The sequence below is a fragment of the Microbacterium testaceum genome (assembly GCF_029761935.1).
Taxonomy (GTDB): Bacteria; Actinomycetota; Actinomycetes; order Actinomycetales; family Microbacteriaceae; genus Microbacterium; species Microbacterium testaceum_A.
In genome coordinates, this window is record NZ_CP121699.1 from 1,968,903 (window position 1) to 1,985,798 (window position 16,896).

Consider the following 16,896-nt stretch of genomic DNA (forward strand, 5'->3'; position numbering starts at 1 on the left):
TCCACACCCTCACAAGGAGACACAGCATGGCACTCAGCAAGAAGCAGGGGATCGCGCTCGGCGTGATCGCCGCAGCCCTCGTCGCCGTCGTCGGCGTCGGCGTCACCGTCGGCCTCAACCGACCGGTCGATGCGGTCGCGGCGCCCGAGCCCTCGGCATCCGCCACGAACACCCCCGCGGAGTGGGTGCACACCGACGCCGTGCCCGACGCCGTGGCGGCCCTCAAGGCGAGCGGCTTCACCCCCATCGAGCCGGGCAAGCTGACGGTCGCCGTCGGCGCGTTCGTCCCCCCGCTCAGCTACGTGCCCGAGGGCGAGACGCTGCCGTCGGGCACCGAACCCAACATCGGTTCGCTCATCGCCGAAGGACTCGGCCTCGAGTACAACCCGGTCGTGGTGGCGTGGGCGGACTGGCCCCTCGGCATCCAGTCGGGAAAGTACGACCTGATCACCGCCAACGTCACCGTGACCGAGGAGCGCAAAGAGCTGTACGACTTCGCGAGCTACCGGCAGGATCTGCTGGGCTTCGCCGTGCGCGCCGACAGCTCGATCGCGAAGATCGAGACCGCCGACGACATCTCGGGGCTGAAGATCGTCGTCGGCTCGGGTACCAACCAAGAGAAGGTGCTGCTCAGCTGGAACGAAGAGCTCGCCGCCGCCGGCAAGGCCCCCGCCGACCTGCAGTACTACGACGACACCGCCGCAGCGACCCTCGCCCTGCTCTCGGGCCGCGTCGACGCGACGTTCGGGCCGAACGCGACCGCCGCGTGGGCGGCGCGCGACACCGGTGAGACGAGGGTCGTCGGCGTGGTTCCGGGCGGGTACCCGCTGCAGGCCGACATCGCCGCGGGTACCAAAAAGGGCAACGGCCTCGTCGAGCCCGTGCAGATCGTGCTGAACGACCTCATCGCCGACGGGAAGTACGCCGAGGTGCTGACGGCCTGGAACCTCGACTCCGAGGGCATCTCGACCTCGCAGATCAACCCGCCGGGACTCCCGAAGTCCTGACTCGCCGGGGCCCGGTCTTTCGAGGCCGGGCCCCTCGCACGCCTGATGGAATGGATGCCATGACAACAACCCTCACCGTCCGACTCGTGGCCCCGCACGAGTACGCGGAGGCCGGGCGGATCACCGCCGAGGCCTACCGTGCCAGCTACGACGGGCTGTCGGAGGCGTACCTCGCCTCGCTCGCCGACGTCTCCGGCCGGGTGGAGCAGGGCGAGGTATGGGTCGCGCTCGACGGGGACGGGATCGTCGGCACGGTGTGGACCCCGCGGCCCGGCGAGCGGCTCTCGCCCCTGGCCCGCGAGGGTGAGCTCGACTTCCGCCAGCTCGCGGTGGCACCGTCGGCGCGCGGCCGCGGCGTCGGCGAGCTGCTCACGCGGCACGTGCTCGACCTCGCGCGCGAGCGCGGCGCGACCCGCGTGGTGATGAACAGCGGCCCCGAGATGCTCGGCGCGCACGCGCTCTACGCGAAGCTCGGCTTCCGTCGCTTGAGCGAGCGCGAGTATCCGGTCGAGGTGGAGCCCGGGCGGTTCCTCGACCTGCGGGCGTTCGGGTTCGACCTGTAGAGCGCGGCGCACAACCTCCGCGATCTGCACAGACTCCGCCGCCATCCCCCCGATCGGGCTGAGGTTGCGCGGATCGCTGAGCGAGCGCGCGCGGCTCAGTCCGTCAGCACCTTCTCGAAGCACCGAGAGGCCGGGAACCGCAGATATGGCGGGTAGATGTCGATCGGGCGGTACCCGAGCCTCACGTACAGGGCGATGGCCTCGGGCTGCCGGTTGCCCGTCTGCAGGATGAGCCGCGCCGCGCCGCGCTCCCGACCGAGGCGTTCGAGCTCGCCCATGAGCACCTGGCTCGCACCGCGACCGCGCGCGCGGGGGTCGACGAAGACGCGCTTGACCTCGAGCTCGTCGCCGAGCTGACGCAGCGCGGCATGACCGACCGCGACGCCCTCGGCATCCCGGACGAGGATCACCTCGACCATCGTGACCGGGTCGACGGCGAAGTCCTCGGCCAGCAGGGCGCGCGTCTCGTCGTCGAAGGCCGCGTACACCTCGGCGTAGCGCGGGCTGATCTCTTCGTCCATCGCCGCGCGCAGGGCCACGGCCCGCTCGTCCTCCCACGGGACGTTCTCGATCGCCCATGCGCCGATCGTCGTTCGACCCGTCATGAGCGGGCCGCCTGGATGCCGGCATCCGTCGCCACTCCCTCAGCGCGGGACAGCGGCGTCTTCTCGCCCGCCTCGACGGCGAACGGCAGACGGTTCTCGGCCGGCGGCAGGGGGCAGGTCGCGAAGTCGGTGTAGGCGCAGGGGAGGTTCGTCGCGCGGGTGAAGTCGATGACGGTGCGGCCCTCGGCGTCCGGTGCGGTGACCGTGACCGACCGGTTCGCCGCGTACGTCGTGACGCCGCTGGTGGCGTCGGTGAAGAGGACGAGGAGCTCGCCCGGTCGATGACCGGGAAAGGCGACGAGGCGATGAGAGACGCCGTCGAACTCGAAGGCGAGCTCTCCCGGCGCGTCGTAGACGTGCGTCAGACCGTCGACGGCCGCTCCGACTTCGTACGCCCGTGGGTGGGCGTACGCCTCGAACCGCACGTCGATACGCCAGCGGGGATCGGCCGGATAGGCGGGAGTCCCCGCGTACCGCGACAGGTAGTCCGCGTCCGGCCGGCGGGGTCGGAGGAGGTCGCGGCCACCCCGGCGGGCCACCTCGATCACCCCGCCATCGAAGCCGACGGTCACGTCGCCGCGCTCGTCCAGGGGACCGAACGCGAACCGGCCGCGCAGCGTCCCACCCTCGACCTCGAGGGATTCCCCCTCCGCGAGATCGACGACGGGCCCGTCTTCCCCGGTGTGCCAGATGCCCGGAAGGCCCGGGATGCCGGCGGGCCGCTCGCCCAGCCAGTACAGGCCCGTGATGGCCAGGAATCCGTGGGGGTCGGCACGGCGACGCTCGTGCGCCTCGTGCCAAGCGGTCCACTGCTCGGCGAAGTTCTCGGTCATCGTTCTCCCTCGAGGACGGGTCCCCTCCAGCATGCATCGCGACGCCCGTCTCGGGCGCGCGGGGGGAAACGCGGCGTCACCCGCTGTCACGCTTCGTCGCGGTCGCGCCCGGCGTGGCCCGCGGGTCTAGCGTGACGGTGTGACTCGCCCGCTGCGCTCCCTCGGCTTCCTCACCATCGGCCTCTTCGATCGCGACGACCCGCGCACCGGCCACGAGACGACGCTGTCGATCATCGAGCGCGGCGAGCGGCTCGGCTTCGACAGCGCGTGGCTGCGCGATCGGCACCTGCAGTACGGCATCTCCTCCCCCGTCGCGGTGCTCTCCGCGGCCTCGCAACGTACGAGCCGCATCCGTTTGGGGACCGCGGTGATCCCGCTCGGATGGGAGAACCCGCTGCGACTCGCGGAAGACCTCGCGACCGTCGACGTGCTCTCGGGCGGGCGCCTCGAGCCCGGCTTCTCGGTCGGACCGCCCCGACGTCTCGACGAGATCGCCCCCGCGCTCTACCCCGACACCGCCGACCACGAGGACTTCGGGTACGAGCGGCTGGCCCGACTGCGCCGTCTTCTCGCCGGAGAGCGAGTCAGTCCCTTCGCCGGCAGAGAGGGGATCGAGGAGTACTCCGAGCGGGTCGAGCCGCACTCCGCGGGTCTTGCCGATCGGCTCTGGTACGGCGCAGGAAGTCCCACCTCGACGACCTGGGCGGCCGCGAACGGCTTCCACCTGCTCACCAGCAGCGTCATCCAGTCGGTGCACTCGACCGACTTCGACGCCGAGCAGGACGCGCAGATCCGCCTCTACCGCGAGACGCACCCCCACGGGGAGAACGCGCGGGTGTCGCAGGGGCTCGTCGTGGTACCGACCGACACCGCCACGCCCGAACAGCGCCGACGCTATGAGGCGTACGCCGAGTCGCGGCGCGGGAGGGTCGGCATCCCTCAGGGGCCGCGCGGGCTGCTGTTCGCGGAGGACCTCATCGGCACGTCGGAGCAGATCGCTGAGCGGCTGCTGTCGTCGCGGTCCTTTCCGCAGGTCGACGAGGTCGCGTTCGCGCTGCCGTTCGATTTCGCTGCGGCTGACTACGAGCAGATCCTCGAGGACATCGCGGGGCGCCTCGGGCCGCTGTTGGGGTGGTCGCCGGCGGCCGCGTCATAAACTCAGCGATCTGCGCCGGCTCCGTCGGCACCGTTCGACGGGGCTGACGGGGTGAGGAACGCGGAGGGTATGGGGCGGCGGGCGCGGCGGCAGGGTTCGCGCGCACAAGCTCAGTCATCTGCACAACCTCAGTCACCAAGGCCCCGACTCGACTGAGGTTGCGCGAATCGCGGAGGTTGCGCGAACCGCGGACGAGAGACGCGCCCGGCGTCAGCGCTGCCGCGCCACCGCCCGCCCCAGCCGCGCTGCCGCCTCGCGCAGCCGCTCCTCGGATGTGTCGCCGTATGCCAGGCGCAGGTGGCGGTTGGCATCGGTGCCGGGGCCGGAGGGGAAGAACGAGCCCCTTTGATACTCCACGCCCTCAGCGCTCGCGTCGGCGGCCAGGCGGTCGGGGTCGATGCGGTCGTCGCGCAGGCGTGGCCAGAGGAACAACCCGCCCTCGGGCACGGTGACCTCGAACTCCCCGGGGGCTTCGGCCTCGAGCGCCTCGGCCAATGCGCCGGCGCGGGTCCCGTACAGCGACCGTGCGCGCCCGAGCACGCGGTCGAAGAGCCCCGCGTCGCTGGTCAGCACCTCGGCGATGACGGCCTGCACGAACGTCGATGAGTGCGAATCCTGACGACTGCGGAGGGCCACGGCATCCGGGATCAAACGCTCCGGCAGCACGACCCAGCCCAACCGCAGGCCGGGGCCGAGGGTCTTGGTGAAGGTGTTGACGTGGATGACGTGATCCGACTCGTGGAACGGCGTGAGCGATTCGGGCTCGCCGGCGAAGCGGAGCTCGCGGTACGGGTCATCGGCGAACACGACGAACCCGTACCGCTCGGCAAGGTCGACCAGCTGGCGCCGACGCGCGGTGGGCAGCGACGACTGCGAAGGGTTGTGGAACTCGGGCACCGTGTAGACCGCGGCCGGGCGCGCACCGGCGCGCAGCTCGGCGGCCAGCGCGTCGACGTCGAGACCCTCGGCACCGACGGGAATGGGCAGCACCCGCGCATCGGCCAACTGCAGACCGCGCAGGAACAGCGGGAACACGGGATTGTCGACCGCGACGAGGTCCCCCCGCTCGAGCACCGCCTGCACGGCGATCGCCAGACCGTGGAAGCCGCCGTTGGTGATGAGCACCCGCTCGACGGCGACCCCCTCGCGCGCGGCGATCCACTCGCGCAGCGCCGGAATGCCCTCGGTCCGCGAGTACTGCAGCGCGGGCGCCCCCGGCTGCGCGAGCACGCGGGCGGTCGCCTCGGCGAGTTCCGCGGTGGGCAGGACGGAAGGATCCGGGATGCCACCGAGCAGCTCGATCGCGTCGGGTCGGCGATCGCGCAGGGTCTGGTCGCCGAATCCGCTCGGGGCGGTGAACGCCTCGATCAGCGCGGGGCGGGCACGGGTCGGGGAGAGCAGGGTCATCGGGGGCTCCGGGGGTGGGGGGACGGGATGGCGTCGACCAGCGCGCGCGTGTAGTCCTCACGCGGGTGCGAGAGCACGTCGGCGACGCGGCCGGCCTCGACGACACGGCCGTCCTTGAGCACCGAAACGGTGTCGGCGATTTGGCGGACCAGCGCCAGGTCGTGCGAGACGAAGAGGTAGGTGAGGCCGCGCTCGCGCTGCAGGCGGCGGAGCACGTCGAACACGCCCGCCTGGACGGTCACGTCCAGGGCCGAGGTCGGTTCGTCGAGCACGATGACGTCGGGCTCGAGCACCAGGGCGCGCGCGATCGCCACGCGTTGGCGCTGGCCGCCCGACAGCGCGTCCGGGCGGCGGCGGGCGAGGTGGGGCGGCAGGCCCACGGCATCCAGGGCCTCCGCCACCTTCGCCGTCCGTGCGGCGCGCGTGCCGACGCGGTAGCGCTCGAGCGGCTCGCGCACGATGCGTCCGACGCTCCACGTGGGATCGAGCGAGGTGAAGGGGTTCTGATAGACGAGCTGCAGGTGCCGACGGATGCCGCGGAGCTCGGCCGCCGTACGGCCCGTCACCGCCGCCCCGTCGATGAGCACCTCGCCGGCGTCGAGGTCTTCGAGCCCGAGGAGCAGGCGCACGGTCGTCGTCTTCCCCGAGCCCGACTCCCCCACGAGCGCGTGCGTCGTTCCGGCGGGGATGCGGAAGGACACCTCCGACACCGCGGGGCGGGCCGCACGGTCGAAACTCTTCGACACCGCACGCACGTCGATGCGGGCGGAGGCGGTGTCGGGGATCCACGCGTCGACGCCGCGATCACCGTCGCCGCGGCGATAGCGGTCGGGGTTCAGGGCCGGCGCGTCGGCCTGCAACTGCACCGTGTACGGCGAGGTCGGCGCCGTGAAGACCTCGTGAGTCGGGCCGGCCTCTTGCACGCGCCCGTCCTTGAGCACGACGATCTCGTCGGTGCGCTCGGCGGCGATCGCGAGATCGTGCGTGATCAGCAGCAGCCCGATGCCCAGATCGCGGCGCAGCTCGTCAAGGAGATCGAGGATGCGTTTCTGGATCGTGACGTCGAGGGCGCTCGTGGGTTCGTCCGCGACCAGCAGCTCGGGCCGCGGCAGCACCGCCAATCCGATGAGCACGCGTTGCAGCATGCCGCCCGACAGCTGGTGCGGGTAGGACTCGTACACGCGACGCGGGTCGGGAAGCCCGACGCGGGCGAACACGTCGAGCACCGCGCGGCGCTGCTCGCCGGCATCGGCGAGGCCCGAGAGAGCCGCCGCCTCGTGCGCTTGCGAGCCCACGGTGCGAACGGGGTTGAGGGCGTGCGCGGGGTCCTGCGGGACGAAGCCGATACGCCGGCCCCGGAACGGTCGGAATCGCGCCTCGGCGAGCCCCAGCACCTCGGTGCCGTCGAGCTCGACGCGCCCGCTGGCACGCCCCGTACCTCGCGGGAGCAGCCGTAGCACGGAACGGGCGATCGTGGACTTGCCCGAGCCCGACTCTCCGATGAGCGCGAGACTGCCGCCCCGGGGTATCGCGAACGACACGTCGTGCACCACGGGGGTGCGACCGTACGAGACCGACAGGCCGCTGACGTTCAGCAGCGCGGGGGTCGTCAGCGGAACGTCGTCCGCACGGGACAGGGCGAGGGTCATGACGTCCTCCGAAGCCAGCGGCTGATGCGGTTGATCGAGAGCACGGTCGCCACCGTGACCAGGGCCGGCCAGACGACGAGCCAGGGCGCGCGCGGGTAGTCCTTGCCCGCAGAGATGAGCAGACCCCAGTCGGATGCCGGGGGCGGATCGCCGTAGCCCAGGAACGCCAGCCCCGCGATCACGAGTATCGAGAGCCCGAACTGCAGCACGGCCAGGGGGACCAGCGATCGCGAGGCGTTCGGCAGCACGTGCCGGAAAAGCACGTGCAGGTTCGACCCGCCCTGGAGCCGCGCGGCCTCGACGAACACCGACGAGCGCACGCGCAACACCTCGGAGCGCATGACACGAGCGAAGACCGCCACCGCAGAGACGCCGGTCGCGATGGCGGCGTTGATGGTCTGGAACCCGAGGGAGCTGACGATCACGACCGCGAGCAGGAACGCCGGAATGGCGAGTAGGACGTCGACGAAGCGCGCGAGGACGACATCGGTCCACGACCCCAGGAAGCCCGCGAGCAGCCCGATGAGCCCGCCAACGACGACGCCGATCGCGACGGCCACGAGGGCGCTGGTGACCGAGGACTGCGCGCCATAGACGATGCGGGTGAACAGGTCGCGGCCGAGGTGATCGGTGCCGAGCAGGTGCGCGGCGCTCGGCGCCTGAAGCTTGTTTGCGGGCACCCCCTGTGCCGGGTTCTGCGAGGTGAAAAGCGCGGGAGCGAGCGAGAAAGCCAGCACGAAGGCCACGACGACGAACGACACGAGCACGCTGACAGGGACGGAGAGGCGGATGCCACGAACCCGGGCGGTCGCGGACCGTTGCGCGAGCAAGGGTGCGGCGGTCATACGATGCTCACTTCTTCGCGCAGGGGCGTTGTCGGCTCGTCGCGGGGCGCGACCGAGACGGGCCGGCCGCTGCGGCCGACGGCGACCCGCGGGTCGAGAAGGGGATAGGCGAGGTCGGCGAGCAGGTTCACCACCACGAAGACGATCGCGGCGAGCGAGACCACGGCCTGCAGCACCGGGAGGTCCTGGCTCGCCACGGCGGATTCGACCAGGGTGCCGATGCCCACGCGCCCGAAGATCGCCTCGGTGATGAGAGCTCCCCCGAGCAGTTCGCCCACGATGAGCGCCAGCACGGTGACCGTCGGCAGCGCCGAGGGCTTGACCAGGTGGCGCAGGAACAGCGCCCCCGACCGCAGTCCCCGCGACCGTGCCACCGCGACGTACTCCTGCCGTGACTCGTGATCGAGCGAGGCGATGAGCACCTCGGCCAGCTGCGCCGAGACCGGAATGCCGAGAGCCACCGCCGCGAAGAAGGTGCCCCACGGCGTCTCGGTGTCGATCATGCTGAACAGCCCGAGTCCGAACGCGAAGACGTGGATCAGCAGCAGTCCGATCACGAAGTTCGGCACGGACAGGAACAGCGACGGCAGCGAGCGGAGCACTCCCTGGCCCCAGCGCGGGGGCAGGAACTGCGTGCCGTACGCGATGGCCACGGCCAGCACCACGGCGACCAGGAGGGCCGCCGCGGCCAGGCTCAGGGTCGACCCGAGTGCGTCGAGCACCAGCCCACTGACGGGCAGATTCGAGCGGAGTGAGACGCCCAGGTCACCCACGACGAATCGCCCTAGCGAAGACCCCAGCTGCACCCACCACGGCTGGTCGAGCCCGTAGTACGCCACGATGCGCGCGATGTCGTCTTCGGTGAAACCGTTGTCGGGATTGCGCAGCGTGCTCGTGACGGGATCGCCGGGCAGGATGCTGATCACGACGAACGTGAACAGGTACGCCAGCAGCACGACGACGACAGCCTGTCCGGTGCGCCGCAGCGCGAAGCGGCCGTAGGTGCGCAGCATGTCCTCCTCCTCTCGTGTCGGTCTTTTCCGGTGACGGGCCGCGTCAGCCGTTGAGCCACGCGTTCAAGTAGGAGGCGTACGCGAGGCCGTTGTAGGTGACACCGCTCACCTCGGGGGCCTGGACGTAGACCCGCTGCACGATCTGGGTCAGCGGAACGAAGTACGCCTGATCGAGGACGTATCCCTGCAGCTCGTCGGCGACCTTCGCCCGGGCCTCTCGATCGGTCGCGGTCGCGATGCGGGTGGAGAGGTCGTTCAGCGTCGCGTCCGAGGTGCCGAGTCGGAACCAGTCCTCGTCGCCCCTCTTCTGTGAGGTGAGGACACCGGCGACGGTTCCGACGTCGACGAAGCTGCGGGTGATCTCGGTCGCCGGCACGGTCGCGTTGCCGATGACCTTCTGGCCGTAGGTGGGGACGTCGTAGGTCTCGAGGTTCACCTCGAAACCCAGGGCGGTGAGCTGCTGGTCGACGAGCTCATCGACCGACTGCGAGGCCTGCAGGTAAGGATTGGGGTAGAGCGTGAGCGACAGCTTTTTCCCGTCCTTGGTCCGCACGCCGTCGGCGCCCTTCACCCAGCCCGCCTCATCGAGGAGGGATGCCGCGGCCTCGGGGTCGTGCGCGAAGTCGGCGGTGTGATCGGTCGACTCGGGCACGGTGCTCTGGAAGAACGACTCGGCCGCGTGCCAGTCCGAGGTGTAGACGGTCGAGAGGATCTCGTCGCGATCGATGCCGTGCTGAACCGCTTGCCGCACCTTGATGTCGTCGAACGGGGCGACGGAGGTGTTCAGGGCGTAGCCGTTGACGAAGCCGAGATACCGAGGCGTCTCGACGGTGAGGCCCTCCTGCTTCAGGGCGTCGAGGTCTTGCGGGCTGGCGTTGTAGGCCACCTGCGCCTGACCGGACTCGACCGAGGCGGTGCGCAGCGTCGGCTCGGCGACCTGCTTGTAGGTGATGGTGTCGAGGTAGGCGGCGCCCTCGTGACCGACCGCCTCCGGTCCCCAGTCGTAGTCCTCACGCATCTTCAGCACGACGCTGTCGCCCTCGGCGACCTTCTCGACGACGAACGGCCCGCTGCCGATGTCTTTCGTGAGGTCGGCCTGCTGATCGGCGGGGAGCGCCAGGGTCTCGGGCGAAAGCAGGATCGAGCCGTGGTACGCCAGCGTCGGGATGAAGCTGAGCGTCGGGGCCGAGAACGAGACCGTGACCGTCGTGGCATCCACCGCCTCCGCTCCCTGATAGTTGGCGGAGGGGAACAGACCGATGCGGTTGATGCCCTCGTCGGGGCGTCCCTTCGCCCAGATGTCGAGATTCGCGACGACCGCGGCGGCATCGAGCGGCGTGCCGTCCGAGAACGTGACGCCCGACTTCAGGTGGAGGGTGAACTGCGTCTTGTCGGCGTTCTCGTCCCAGCTCTCGGCGATCCAGGGGCTGAGGTTCCCCTCGGCGTCGACGTAGACGAGCTTGTCGGTGACGTTGCCCCAGATCTGGCCCTGGTAGCTCGAGATCGAGCTGTTGTTCGGGATCCAGGTGGCGCCGAGAGAGTCGATGAGGAAGACGAGGTCGCCGCCGGTCTTCGGCTCGGCGTCGGCGGGAGCTGCTGTCGACGCGGCACCGCATCCGCTGAGCAGGAGGGCGCCGACGGCGAGGGCGGAGGCGAGGCCGAGAAGGCGTCGGCGGGGACGGCGGGCGAAGGTCATGGGAATCCTCGGGCTGTGGGGACGGATTACAGGGCTTTGCCGGGGTTGAACAGACCGGCGGGATCGAGCGCGTTCTTGACGACGAGCTGCGCCTCGCGCACGCGCACGGAGAGCTCCTCCGCGGCGAGGGCGCGCTTGACGGTGCCGATGCCGTGCTCACCGCTCACGGTGCCGCCGACGGCGAGCGCCGCGCGCACGACCGCGTCAGCGGCGTCGTGGACGGCGGCCGGTACGGCGGTGGGATCGACGCCCGCGGGGATGGGCAGCGAGATGACCGGGTGGAGGTTGCCGTCGCCGGCGTGCGCGACGGCGCTCACGCTGACCCCGAACCGGTCGGCGATCGCGGGGAAGCCCGCGAACAGCTCCGCGATGCGGGACTTGGGCACGGCGACGTCGCCCCCGGCGAACCACGTGTCCGCGTCGAAACGTCGGCCCGAGCGTCGCAGTTCCCAGAGGGTCTCGGCATCCGTCTCGCTCTCGATCTCGACCCGTGCGCCCGCCGCGACGAGCGCAGCGGTCAGCTCGGCGGTCTGCTCGTCGATGCCGAAGCCGTCGAGTTCGATCAGCAGCAGGGCGGCGCCCCGGGCGCGCAGGCCCGAGTTCTGCGCGGCGTCGATGCCGTCGAGGGTGATCTCATCGAGGAACTCGATGACGCTCGGCCGAACGCGCGAGGCCGTGATGGCCCCGATGGCCGCCGCGCCCGCGGCGGTGGAGTCGAAGAACGCGGTCAGCGTGCGGCGAGCGACCGGAAGCGGTCGGATGCGCACGGTCGCCCCCACCACGATGCCGAGCACGCCCTCCGACCCGACGAACAGCGAGACGAGGTCGAGCCCGGTGACGCCTTTGATCGAGCGGTGTCCGACCGAGACGAGGCTTCCGTCGGCGAGCACGACGTCGAGGGCGAGCACAGACTCGCGCGTGACGCCGTACTTGGCGCACCGCAGGCCCCCGGCGTTGGTGGCGATGTTGCCGCCGATGGTCGAGATGCGCCAGCTCGCCGGGTCGGGGGCATAGAACAGGCCGAGGGGGGCCAGTCGCTCGTTGAGCGCGGCGTTGAGAACGCCGGGTTCGACGACGGCGACCTCGTCGGCGGGCGACACCTCGACGATGCGGTTCAGCCGTTCGGTCGAGACGACGAGCTGCTCGGCCCGGGCGGTCGCGCCGCCCGAGAGACCCGTGCCGGCCCCGCGCGGCACGATGCTGACGCCGTGGCGGGCGGCGAGACGCACGAGCTGCCGGACCTGGGTCACCGAGGTGGGAAACGCCACCGCGGGGCCGTCCGTCACGGGGGCGTCGGCTCGCGGAGCGGTGCCGGCGTCGAACGAGAACTCCGCCGTCGCCGCGGAGGGCGGGCGCACCTCGATGCCGGGCGCCTCGTCACGCAGATCGTCGATCAGGGCGAGCACGCCCGTGGACGGGGCGATCGCGGTGGGGACGCTCATGGCAGCACCTTTCAGAACGGGGCGGGAGTGCAGCCGAAGCTAGGCGGAACCGGACGCGCACTCATCCCGAGCGACACCGTCCGTCGCGAGACGTCACCGACCGACATCGTGTGTCGCGCGGCGTCACAGTCGAACGATCGGTGAGGCGCGGCCGGTATGTTCCGCCCCCGTCGTCGGTTCATGACGATTCGAGGCGTTTCGTTACGTCACGCATTGAGCCGTGTCGCGGTCCGGGCGACAGTGAGCAGCACTCGCCTGACCGAAGGAGCCCCGATGCCCGACCGCATCCACCTCGCCGTCGCCCTGGACGGGGCCGGCTGGCACCCGGCTGCGTGGCGCGAGCCCACGGCCCGGCCCACCGAGCTGACCTCGGCCGCCTACTGGCGCGCCCTGGCCCGTACGGCCGACGGAGCGGGACTCGTCCTCGCGACGATCGAAGACGCGCTGAGCCTGGGCGGACGATCGTTCGAGCCGGATGCCGAGACCCGCCGCGACCGCGCCCGCGGGCGTCTCGATGCGGTGCTGCTGGCGTCGTTCCTGGCCCCGGCCACACGCCGGATCGGTCTCGTCCCCACCGCGACGACGACCCACCCCGAGCCCTTCCACCTGGCGACGGGCCTGCAGACGCTCGACCACGTGAGCGGCGGCCGCGCGGGTGTCCGACTCGTCGCGGGCTCGACCGCGCAGGAGCGCCGGAACTTCGGGCGCCGCACCGACGGACCGGCCGGGTTGCCGGCATCCGGTCGCGTCGAAGACGACCCCGCGCTTCTCGCCGCCTTCCGCGAGGCGGGGGAGGTCGCCGACGTCATCCGGCGTCTGGCCGACTCGTGGGAGGACGACGCGATCGTCCGCGACCTCGACTCGGGGAAGTTCCTCGACCGCGAGCGGGTGCACAACGTCGAGTTCGAGGGGGAGTTCTTCTCGATCACGGGCGCGTCGATCGTGCCGCGGTCGCCGCAGGGACAACCCCTCATCACCGCTCTCGCGCACCAGACGGTCCCCTACCGTTTCGCGGCGGAGCACGCCGACCTCGTGTTCGTCACTCCCGCCGATGCGACCGCGGTGGGGGGCATCCTCGGTGACCTCGACGGGGGCGACGACCTGCGCGTGTTCGCCGACCTGCTCGTGCTCGTCGAGGACTCGCGCGCCGAGGCCGAGGCCGTGTGGGCCCGCCTGCAGGAGCGCGCACCGCTCACGACCGACGCCCGGGTGGTGGTGGGGACCGCCGCCGACGTCGTGGACGAGATCAGGGCCCTCGCCGCGGCCGGCGTCGACGGGGTCCGCCTACGACCCGCCCGTCTTCCGGCCGACCTCGACGCGATCGCCGACCGGGTCGTCCCCGCGGCGGCGGCGGCCGGCATCCTGCTCCCCGACGACGGCTCCCCCACGCTCCGCGAACGTCTCGGACTCCCCCGTCTCGCCAGTCGCTACGCCCGTCAGGAGGTCGGCGCGTGACCCGTCGGCAGATTCACCTCGCCGCGCACTTCCCGGGTGTGAACAACACGACCGTGTGGACCGACCCGAGCGCGGGCAGCCAGATCGACTTCTCGTCGTTCGAGCACTTCGCGCGCACGGCCGAGCGCGGCTTCTTCGACTACCTCTTCCTCGCCGAGGGGTTGCGCCTGCGCGAGCACCGCAGGCAGCTGCACGACCTCGACGTCGCGGGACGGCCGAACACCCTCGCGATCCTCACGGCCCTGGCCGCCGTCACCGAGCACATCGGCCTGGTCGGCACGCTCAACACGACCTTCAACGAGCCGTACGAGCTGGCGCGGCAGCTCGGCACCCTCGACCTCTTGTCGAACGGCCGCGCGGGGTGGAACGCCGTGACCAGTTCGGACGCGTTCCACGGCGCGAACTTCCGCCGCGGCGGCTACCTCGATCACGCCGACCGGTACGTGCGGGCCGCGGAGTTCGCCGCCCTGTCGAAGGCGCTGTGGTCGTCGTGGCGCGACGACGCCATCGAGGCGGATGCCGAGACGGGTGAGTTCCTGCGCGCGGACGCCATCGAGCGCGTCCGGCACGAGTCGCGGTTGTTCGACGTCGACGCGGTGTTCGACGTGCCGCGGTCCCCGCAGGGGCGGCCGGCCATCGTGCAGGCGGGCGACTCCCCCGACGGCCGGGACTTCGCCACGCAGCACGCCGACGTGATCTTCTCGCTGCACACCGCGTTCGATGACGCGCAGCAGTTCTACCGCGACGTGAAGGGCCGGCTCGCCGCGAACGGTCGCGACGAGGACTCGCTCAAGATCCTGCCGGCCGCGACCTTCGTGCTCGGCGACACCGCCGACGAGGCCCGCGAGCGCTCGCGGGAGATCGCCCTGGCCCAGGTGCGGCCGCAGACGGCGATCACCTACCTCGAGCAGATCTGGAACCGCGATCTCAGCGGGTACGACGCCGACGGCCCGCTGCCCGACGTCGAGCCCGACACCGGCGTCGAGACCGCGCAAGGCTTCGCCGGGCGCCACGCCGCGATCCGCGCCCGCGTCGGCCAGCTTCGCGAGCAGGCCGTCGCCGAGAACCTCAGCATCCGCGAGCTCGTCATCCGCCTGACCGCGACGCACACCTTCGTCGGGACGCCGGAACACGTGGCATCCGAGATCGACCGGTACGTGCAGGAGCGCGCCACCGACGGGTTCACCGTCGTCGGTCACGTCACCCCGCACGGCCTCGACGAGTTCACCGACAAGGTCGTGCCGCTGCTGCAAGAGCGCGGGTCGTACCGCCGCTCGTACGACGAGGGCGCCACGCTGCACGACCTGCTCGGCCTGCCCCCGGTCCCCGCGAACGCCGGGGCGCGATGACCGAGCTCGTGATCGTCGGGGCGGGGCCGCGCGCGGTCATGCTCGTCGAGCGCCTGCTCGCGCGGCGGGCGCCCGGCCCGCTGCGCATCACTCTCGTCGATCCGTTCCCCCCGGGGGCGGGGCGCATCTGGCGGCGCGAGCAGTCGCCCCTGTTGAAGCTCAACTCGATGGCGCGCGACGTGACCGTCTTCACCGACGAGTCCTGCACGATCGCGGGACCGATCCGTTCGGGACCGTCGCTCATCGAGTGGGCCGAGCGGGTGCGCGCGGGCACCCTCCCCGACGTCGCGATCGACGATCCGGAGGTGGATGCCGAGCTGCGCAACCTCCGCCCCGACTCCTTCCCCACGCGACGACTGCAGAGCGCGTACCTCGACTGGTTCTGGCGCCGCACGGTCGCGATCGCCCCGCCCGGGGTCGAGGTGCGGTGGCACGAGGGAACCGTGCAGTGGGTCGACGACACCCTCGACGGTTACGAGGTCGCCCTCGCCGACGGCATCCGCCTGCCCGCCGACGTACTCGTCTACGCGATGGGCCACAACGCGCGCGAGCCCGAGGACGCGGTGGTCGCTCTGCGGGACGCCGCCGTGGGCGCGGGGCTGGCCTACGTCCCGCCGGCGTTCACCGCCGACGCCGACCTCTCCGTCTTCGCCCCCGGCGACGACGTGATCGTCCGCGGAATGGGATTGGCCGCTGTCGACGCCGTGGTGCTGCTCACCGCCGGCCGGGGCGGGGTCTTCACCCGGCGCGACGACGGGCGCCTGCACTACGAACCGTCGGGACGCGAGCCGCGACTTCACCTCGGATCCCGCCGCGGCGTGCCCTATCGCTCGAAGGTGTCGTCGCAGTTGCAGGGCGACCCGCCCGTGCGCGAGGTGCTGACCCCCGCCGCGGTCGCCGAACTGCTCGCGCGCCCCGGCAGCATCGACTTCCTCGACGACGTATGGCCTCTCATCGCGCGCGAGCTCGTGTGGGGCCATTACCGCGAGCTCTTCACGGGTCACCCCGAGCGCGTCACGACGACGTGGGAGGCCTTTCGTGAAACCCTTCGAGAAGTGGATGCCGACACCTCGGCCCTTCGTAGCGCCGCCGCCGCGGTGGTCCCCGATCCCCTCGACCGCTTCGACGTGCGCACGCTCGACGTGCCGCTGGGCGAGGAGACCTTCGCCCGTGCCACGGACGTGCACGAGCGGGTGCGTCGGCACATCGTCGACGACCTGCACCTGCGCACGAGCCAGGAGCGCAGCACCGCGCAGGCGCTGTTCCTGACGATCCTGACGTCCTTCCTGGGCCTGTCCGACATCCCGACGGAGCGGTGGAGTGCGCGCTCCCGCGCGGTCGACCTGCCCGTGACCTGGCACGCGTTCTTCAGCTACGTCGCTTCGGGGCCGCCCGCGCACCGGCTGGAGGAGTTCCTGGCACTGGAAGAAGCGGAGATCGTCCGCTTCCTCGGGCCCGACGTCGCAGTGAGAGTGGACGCCGATCGGGGCTTCGTCGCCTCCTCGCCGCGTACCGACGGTGAGGTGAGCGCTCGAGGGTTGATCGACGCGTGGCTTCCCGCCGCGACCGCCTCGGCGAGCGAGAACCCCGCGCTTCGCGAGCTCGCGAGCCGCCACGGCCGCGAGGTGCACGTGTCGGACGAGACGTTCACCGGCTCGCTGGGGCGCATCGACGTCGACGCCGACGGCCGCGTCGTCGCACGGGACGGGCACGCGCGCGCGGCGATGTTCGCGATCGGACCCTTCACCTCGTCGATGGAGGCCGGGGCTTTCACCCGCCCGCGCTCCGACTCGCTGTCGCTGCGACAGACCGACCGGATCGCCGGGGCCGTCGCCGCCGCCCTCGCCGCGCGGGCGCCCGCCGGGGTGCGCTGAGG

General features: G+C 71.5%; 14 protein-coding genes. 6 read left to right on the top strand and 8 right to left on the bottom strand.

All coding sequences use genetic code 11. The features are described 5' to 3' along the window. Positions 1-26 precede the first annotated feature (26 nt). Entirely contained in the window at positions 27-1,007 is a 981-nt protein-coding gene (locus QBE02_RS09520) for an ABC transporter substrate-binding protein (protein WP_279365508.1), read from the top strand. A 59-nt stretch (positions 1,008-1,066) separates the two neighbouring features. Then, positions 1,067-1,570 carry a GNAT family N-acetyltransferase gene (locus tag QBE02_RS09525; protein ID WP_279365509.1) on the top strand — a complete coding sequence of 168 codons (504 nt, stop codon included), beginning with the start codon at positions 1,067-1,069 and terminating at the stop codon, positions 1,568-1,570. A gap of 95 nt (positions 1,571-1,665) precedes the next feature. Here QBE02_RS09525 and QBE02_RS09530 read toward each other — a convergent pair whose 3' ends face one another. Continuing rightward, positions 1,666-2,175, bottom strand: coding sequence for a GNAT family N-acetyltransferase (locus tag QBE02_RS09530; RefSeq protein ID WP_279365510.1), 510 nt, complete (start codon positions 2,173-2,175; stop codon positions 1,666-1,668). Further along, the gene (locus QBE02_RS09535; protein ID WP_279365511.1) at positions 2,172-3,008 is read right to left on the bottom strand and encodes a DUF1684 domain-containing protein; all 837 of its coding nucleotides are present in this window, start codon (positions 3,006-3,008) and stop codon (positions 2,172-2,174) included. Before QBE02_RS09535 ends, QBE02_RS09530 begins: the two co-directional genes overlap by 4 nt. Before the next feature lie 139 nt (positions 3,009-3,147). On the opposite strand from QBE02_RS09535, the gene QBE02_RS09540 reads away from it, so the two are divergent. Then, on the top strand, positions 3,148-4,164 hold the full coding sequence (locus tag QBE02_RS09540; RefSeq protein ID WP_268102978.1) for an LLM class flavin-dependent oxidoreductase: 1,017 nt from the start codon (positions 3,148-3,150) through the stop codon (positions 4,162-4,164). 210 nt (positions 4,165-4,374) lie between these two features. Here the strand turns inward: QBE02_RS09540 and QBE02_RS09545 are convergent, their stop codons facing one another. The 6 genes from QBE02_RS09545 to QBE02_RS09570 are packed head-to-tail and all read right to left on the bottom strand — an operon-like array spanning position 4,375 to position 12,216. After that, on the bottom strand, positions 4,375-5,571 hold the full coding sequence (locus QBE02_RS09545; protein WP_279365512.1) for a PLP-dependent aminotransferase family protein: 1,197 nt from the start codon (positions 5,569-5,571) through the stop codon (positions 4,375-4,377). Beyond that, positions 5,568-7,220, bottom strand: a complete 1,653-nt coding sequence (locus QBE02_RS09550) for an ABC transporter ATP-binding protein (protein ID WP_279365513.1) — start codon at positions 7,218-7,220, stop codon at positions 5,568-5,570. The genes QBE02_RS09545 and QBE02_RS09550 overlap by 4 nt, the downstream gene beginning before the upstream one ends. Beyond that, positions 7,217-8,065: an ABC transporter permease gene (locus tag QBE02_RS09555; protein WP_279365514.1), complete on the bottom strand. Its 849-nt coding sequence runs from the start codon at positions 8,063-8,065 to the stop codon at positions 7,217-7,219. Before QBE02_RS09555 ends, QBE02_RS09550 begins: the two co-directional genes overlap by 4 nt. Further along, on the bottom strand, positions 8,062-9,078 hold the full coding sequence (locus QBE02_RS09560; RefSeq protein ID WP_279365515.1) for an ABC transporter permease: 1,017 nt from the start codon (positions 9,076-9,078) through the stop codon (positions 8,062-8,064). Before QBE02_RS09560 ends, QBE02_RS09555 begins: the two co-directional genes overlap by 4 nt. 43 nt (positions 9,079-9,121) lie before the next feature. Beyond that, the gene (locus QBE02_RS09565) at positions 9,122-10,774 is read right to left on the bottom strand and encodes an ABC transporter substrate-binding protein (protein ID WP_279365516.1); all 1,653 of its coding nucleotides are present in this window, start codon (positions 10,772-10,774) and stop codon (positions 9,122-9,124) included. 26 nt (positions 10,775-10,800) lie between these two features. Beyond that, positions 10,801-12,216, bottom strand: a complete 1,416-nt coding sequence (locus QBE02_RS09570; RefSeq protein ID WP_279365517.1) for an FAD-binding oxidoreductase — start codon at positions 12,214-12,216, stop codon at positions 10,801-10,803. 273 nt (positions 12,217-12,489) lie between these two features. Between QBE02_RS09570 and QBE02_RS09575 the strand changes: the two genes are divergently transcribed. The 3 genes from QBE02_RS09575 to QBE02_RS09585 are packed head-to-tail and all read left to right on the top strand — an operon-like array spanning position 12,490 to position 16,894. Further along, positions 12,490-13,671, top strand: coding sequence for an LLM class flavin-dependent oxidoreductase (locus QBE02_RS09575; protein WP_279365518.1), 1,182 nt, complete (start codon positions 12,490-12,492; stop codon positions 13,669-13,671). Next, positions 13,668-15,020 (top strand): NtaA/DmoA family FMN-dependent monooxygenase, encoded by a 1,353-nt coding sequence (locus QBE02_RS09580; protein ID WP_279365519.1) that lies wholly within the window; start codon positions 13,668-13,670, stop codon positions 15,018-15,020. Before QBE02_RS09575 ends, QBE02_RS09580 begins: the two co-directional genes overlap by 4 nt. Continuing rightward, entirely contained in the window at positions 15,017-16,894 is a 1,878-nt protein-coding gene (locus QBE02_RS09585; protein ID WP_279365520.1) for an FAD/NAD(P)-binding protein, read from the top strand. Before QBE02_RS09580 ends, QBE02_RS09585 begins: the two co-directional genes overlap by 4 nt. Positions 16,895-16,896 lie beyond the last annotated feature (2 nt).

What these genes read in the sequence shown, in the direction of transcription:
- QBE02_RS09520 (WP_279365508.1), top strand. Translation starts at nt 27, where the DNA reads ATGGCACTCAGCAAGAAGCAGGGGATCGCGCTCGGCGTGATCGCCGCA.
- QBE02_RS09525 (WP_279365509.1), top strand. Translation starts at nt 1,067, where the DNA reads ATGACAACAACCCTCACCGTCCGACTCGTGGCCCCGCACGAGTACGCG.
- QBE02_RS09530 (WP_279365510.1), bottom strand. Translation starts at nt 2,175, where the DNA reads ATGACGGGTCGAACGACGATCGGCGCATGGGCGATCGAGAACGTCCCG.
- QBE02_RS09535 (WP_279365511.1), bottom strand. Translation starts at nt 3,008, where the DNA reads ATGACCGAGAACTTCGCCGAGCAGTGGACCGCTTGGCACGAGGCGCAC.
- QBE02_RS09545 (WP_279365512.1), bottom strand. Translation starts at nt 5,571, where the DNA reads ATGACCCTGCTCTCCCCGACCCGTGCCCGCCCCGCGCTGATCGAGGCG.
- QBE02_RS09550 (WP_279365513.1), bottom strand. Translation starts at nt 7,220, where the DNA reads ATGACCCTCGCCCTGTCCCGTGCGGACGACGTTCCGCTGACGACCCCC.
- QBE02_RS09555 (WP_279365514.1), bottom strand. Translation starts at nt 8,065, where the DNA reads ATGACCGCCGCACCCTTGCTCGCGCAACGGTCCGCGACCGCCCGGGTT.
- QBE02_RS09560 (WP_279365515.1), bottom strand. Translation starts at nt 9,078, where the DNA reads ATGCTGCGCACCTACGGCCGCTTCGCGCTGCGGCGCACCGGACAGGCT.
- QBE02_RS09565 (WP_279365516.1), bottom strand. Translation starts at nt 10,774, where the DNA reads ATGACCTTCGCCCGCCGTCCCCGCCGACGCCTTCTCGGCCTCGCCTCC.
- QBE02_RS09570 (WP_279365517.1), bottom strand. Translation starts at nt 12,216, where the DNA reads ATGAGCGTCCCCACCGCGATCGCCCCGTCCACGGGCGTGCTCGCCCTG.
- QBE02_RS09575 (WP_279365518.1), top strand. Translation starts at nt 12,490, where the DNA reads ATGCCCGACCGCATCCACCTCGCCGTCGCCCTGGACGGGGCCGGCTGG.
- QBE02_RS09585 (WP_279365520.1), top strand. Translation starts at nt 15,017, where the DNA reads ATGACCGAGCTCGTGATCGTCGGGGCGGGGCCGCGCGCGGTCATGCTC.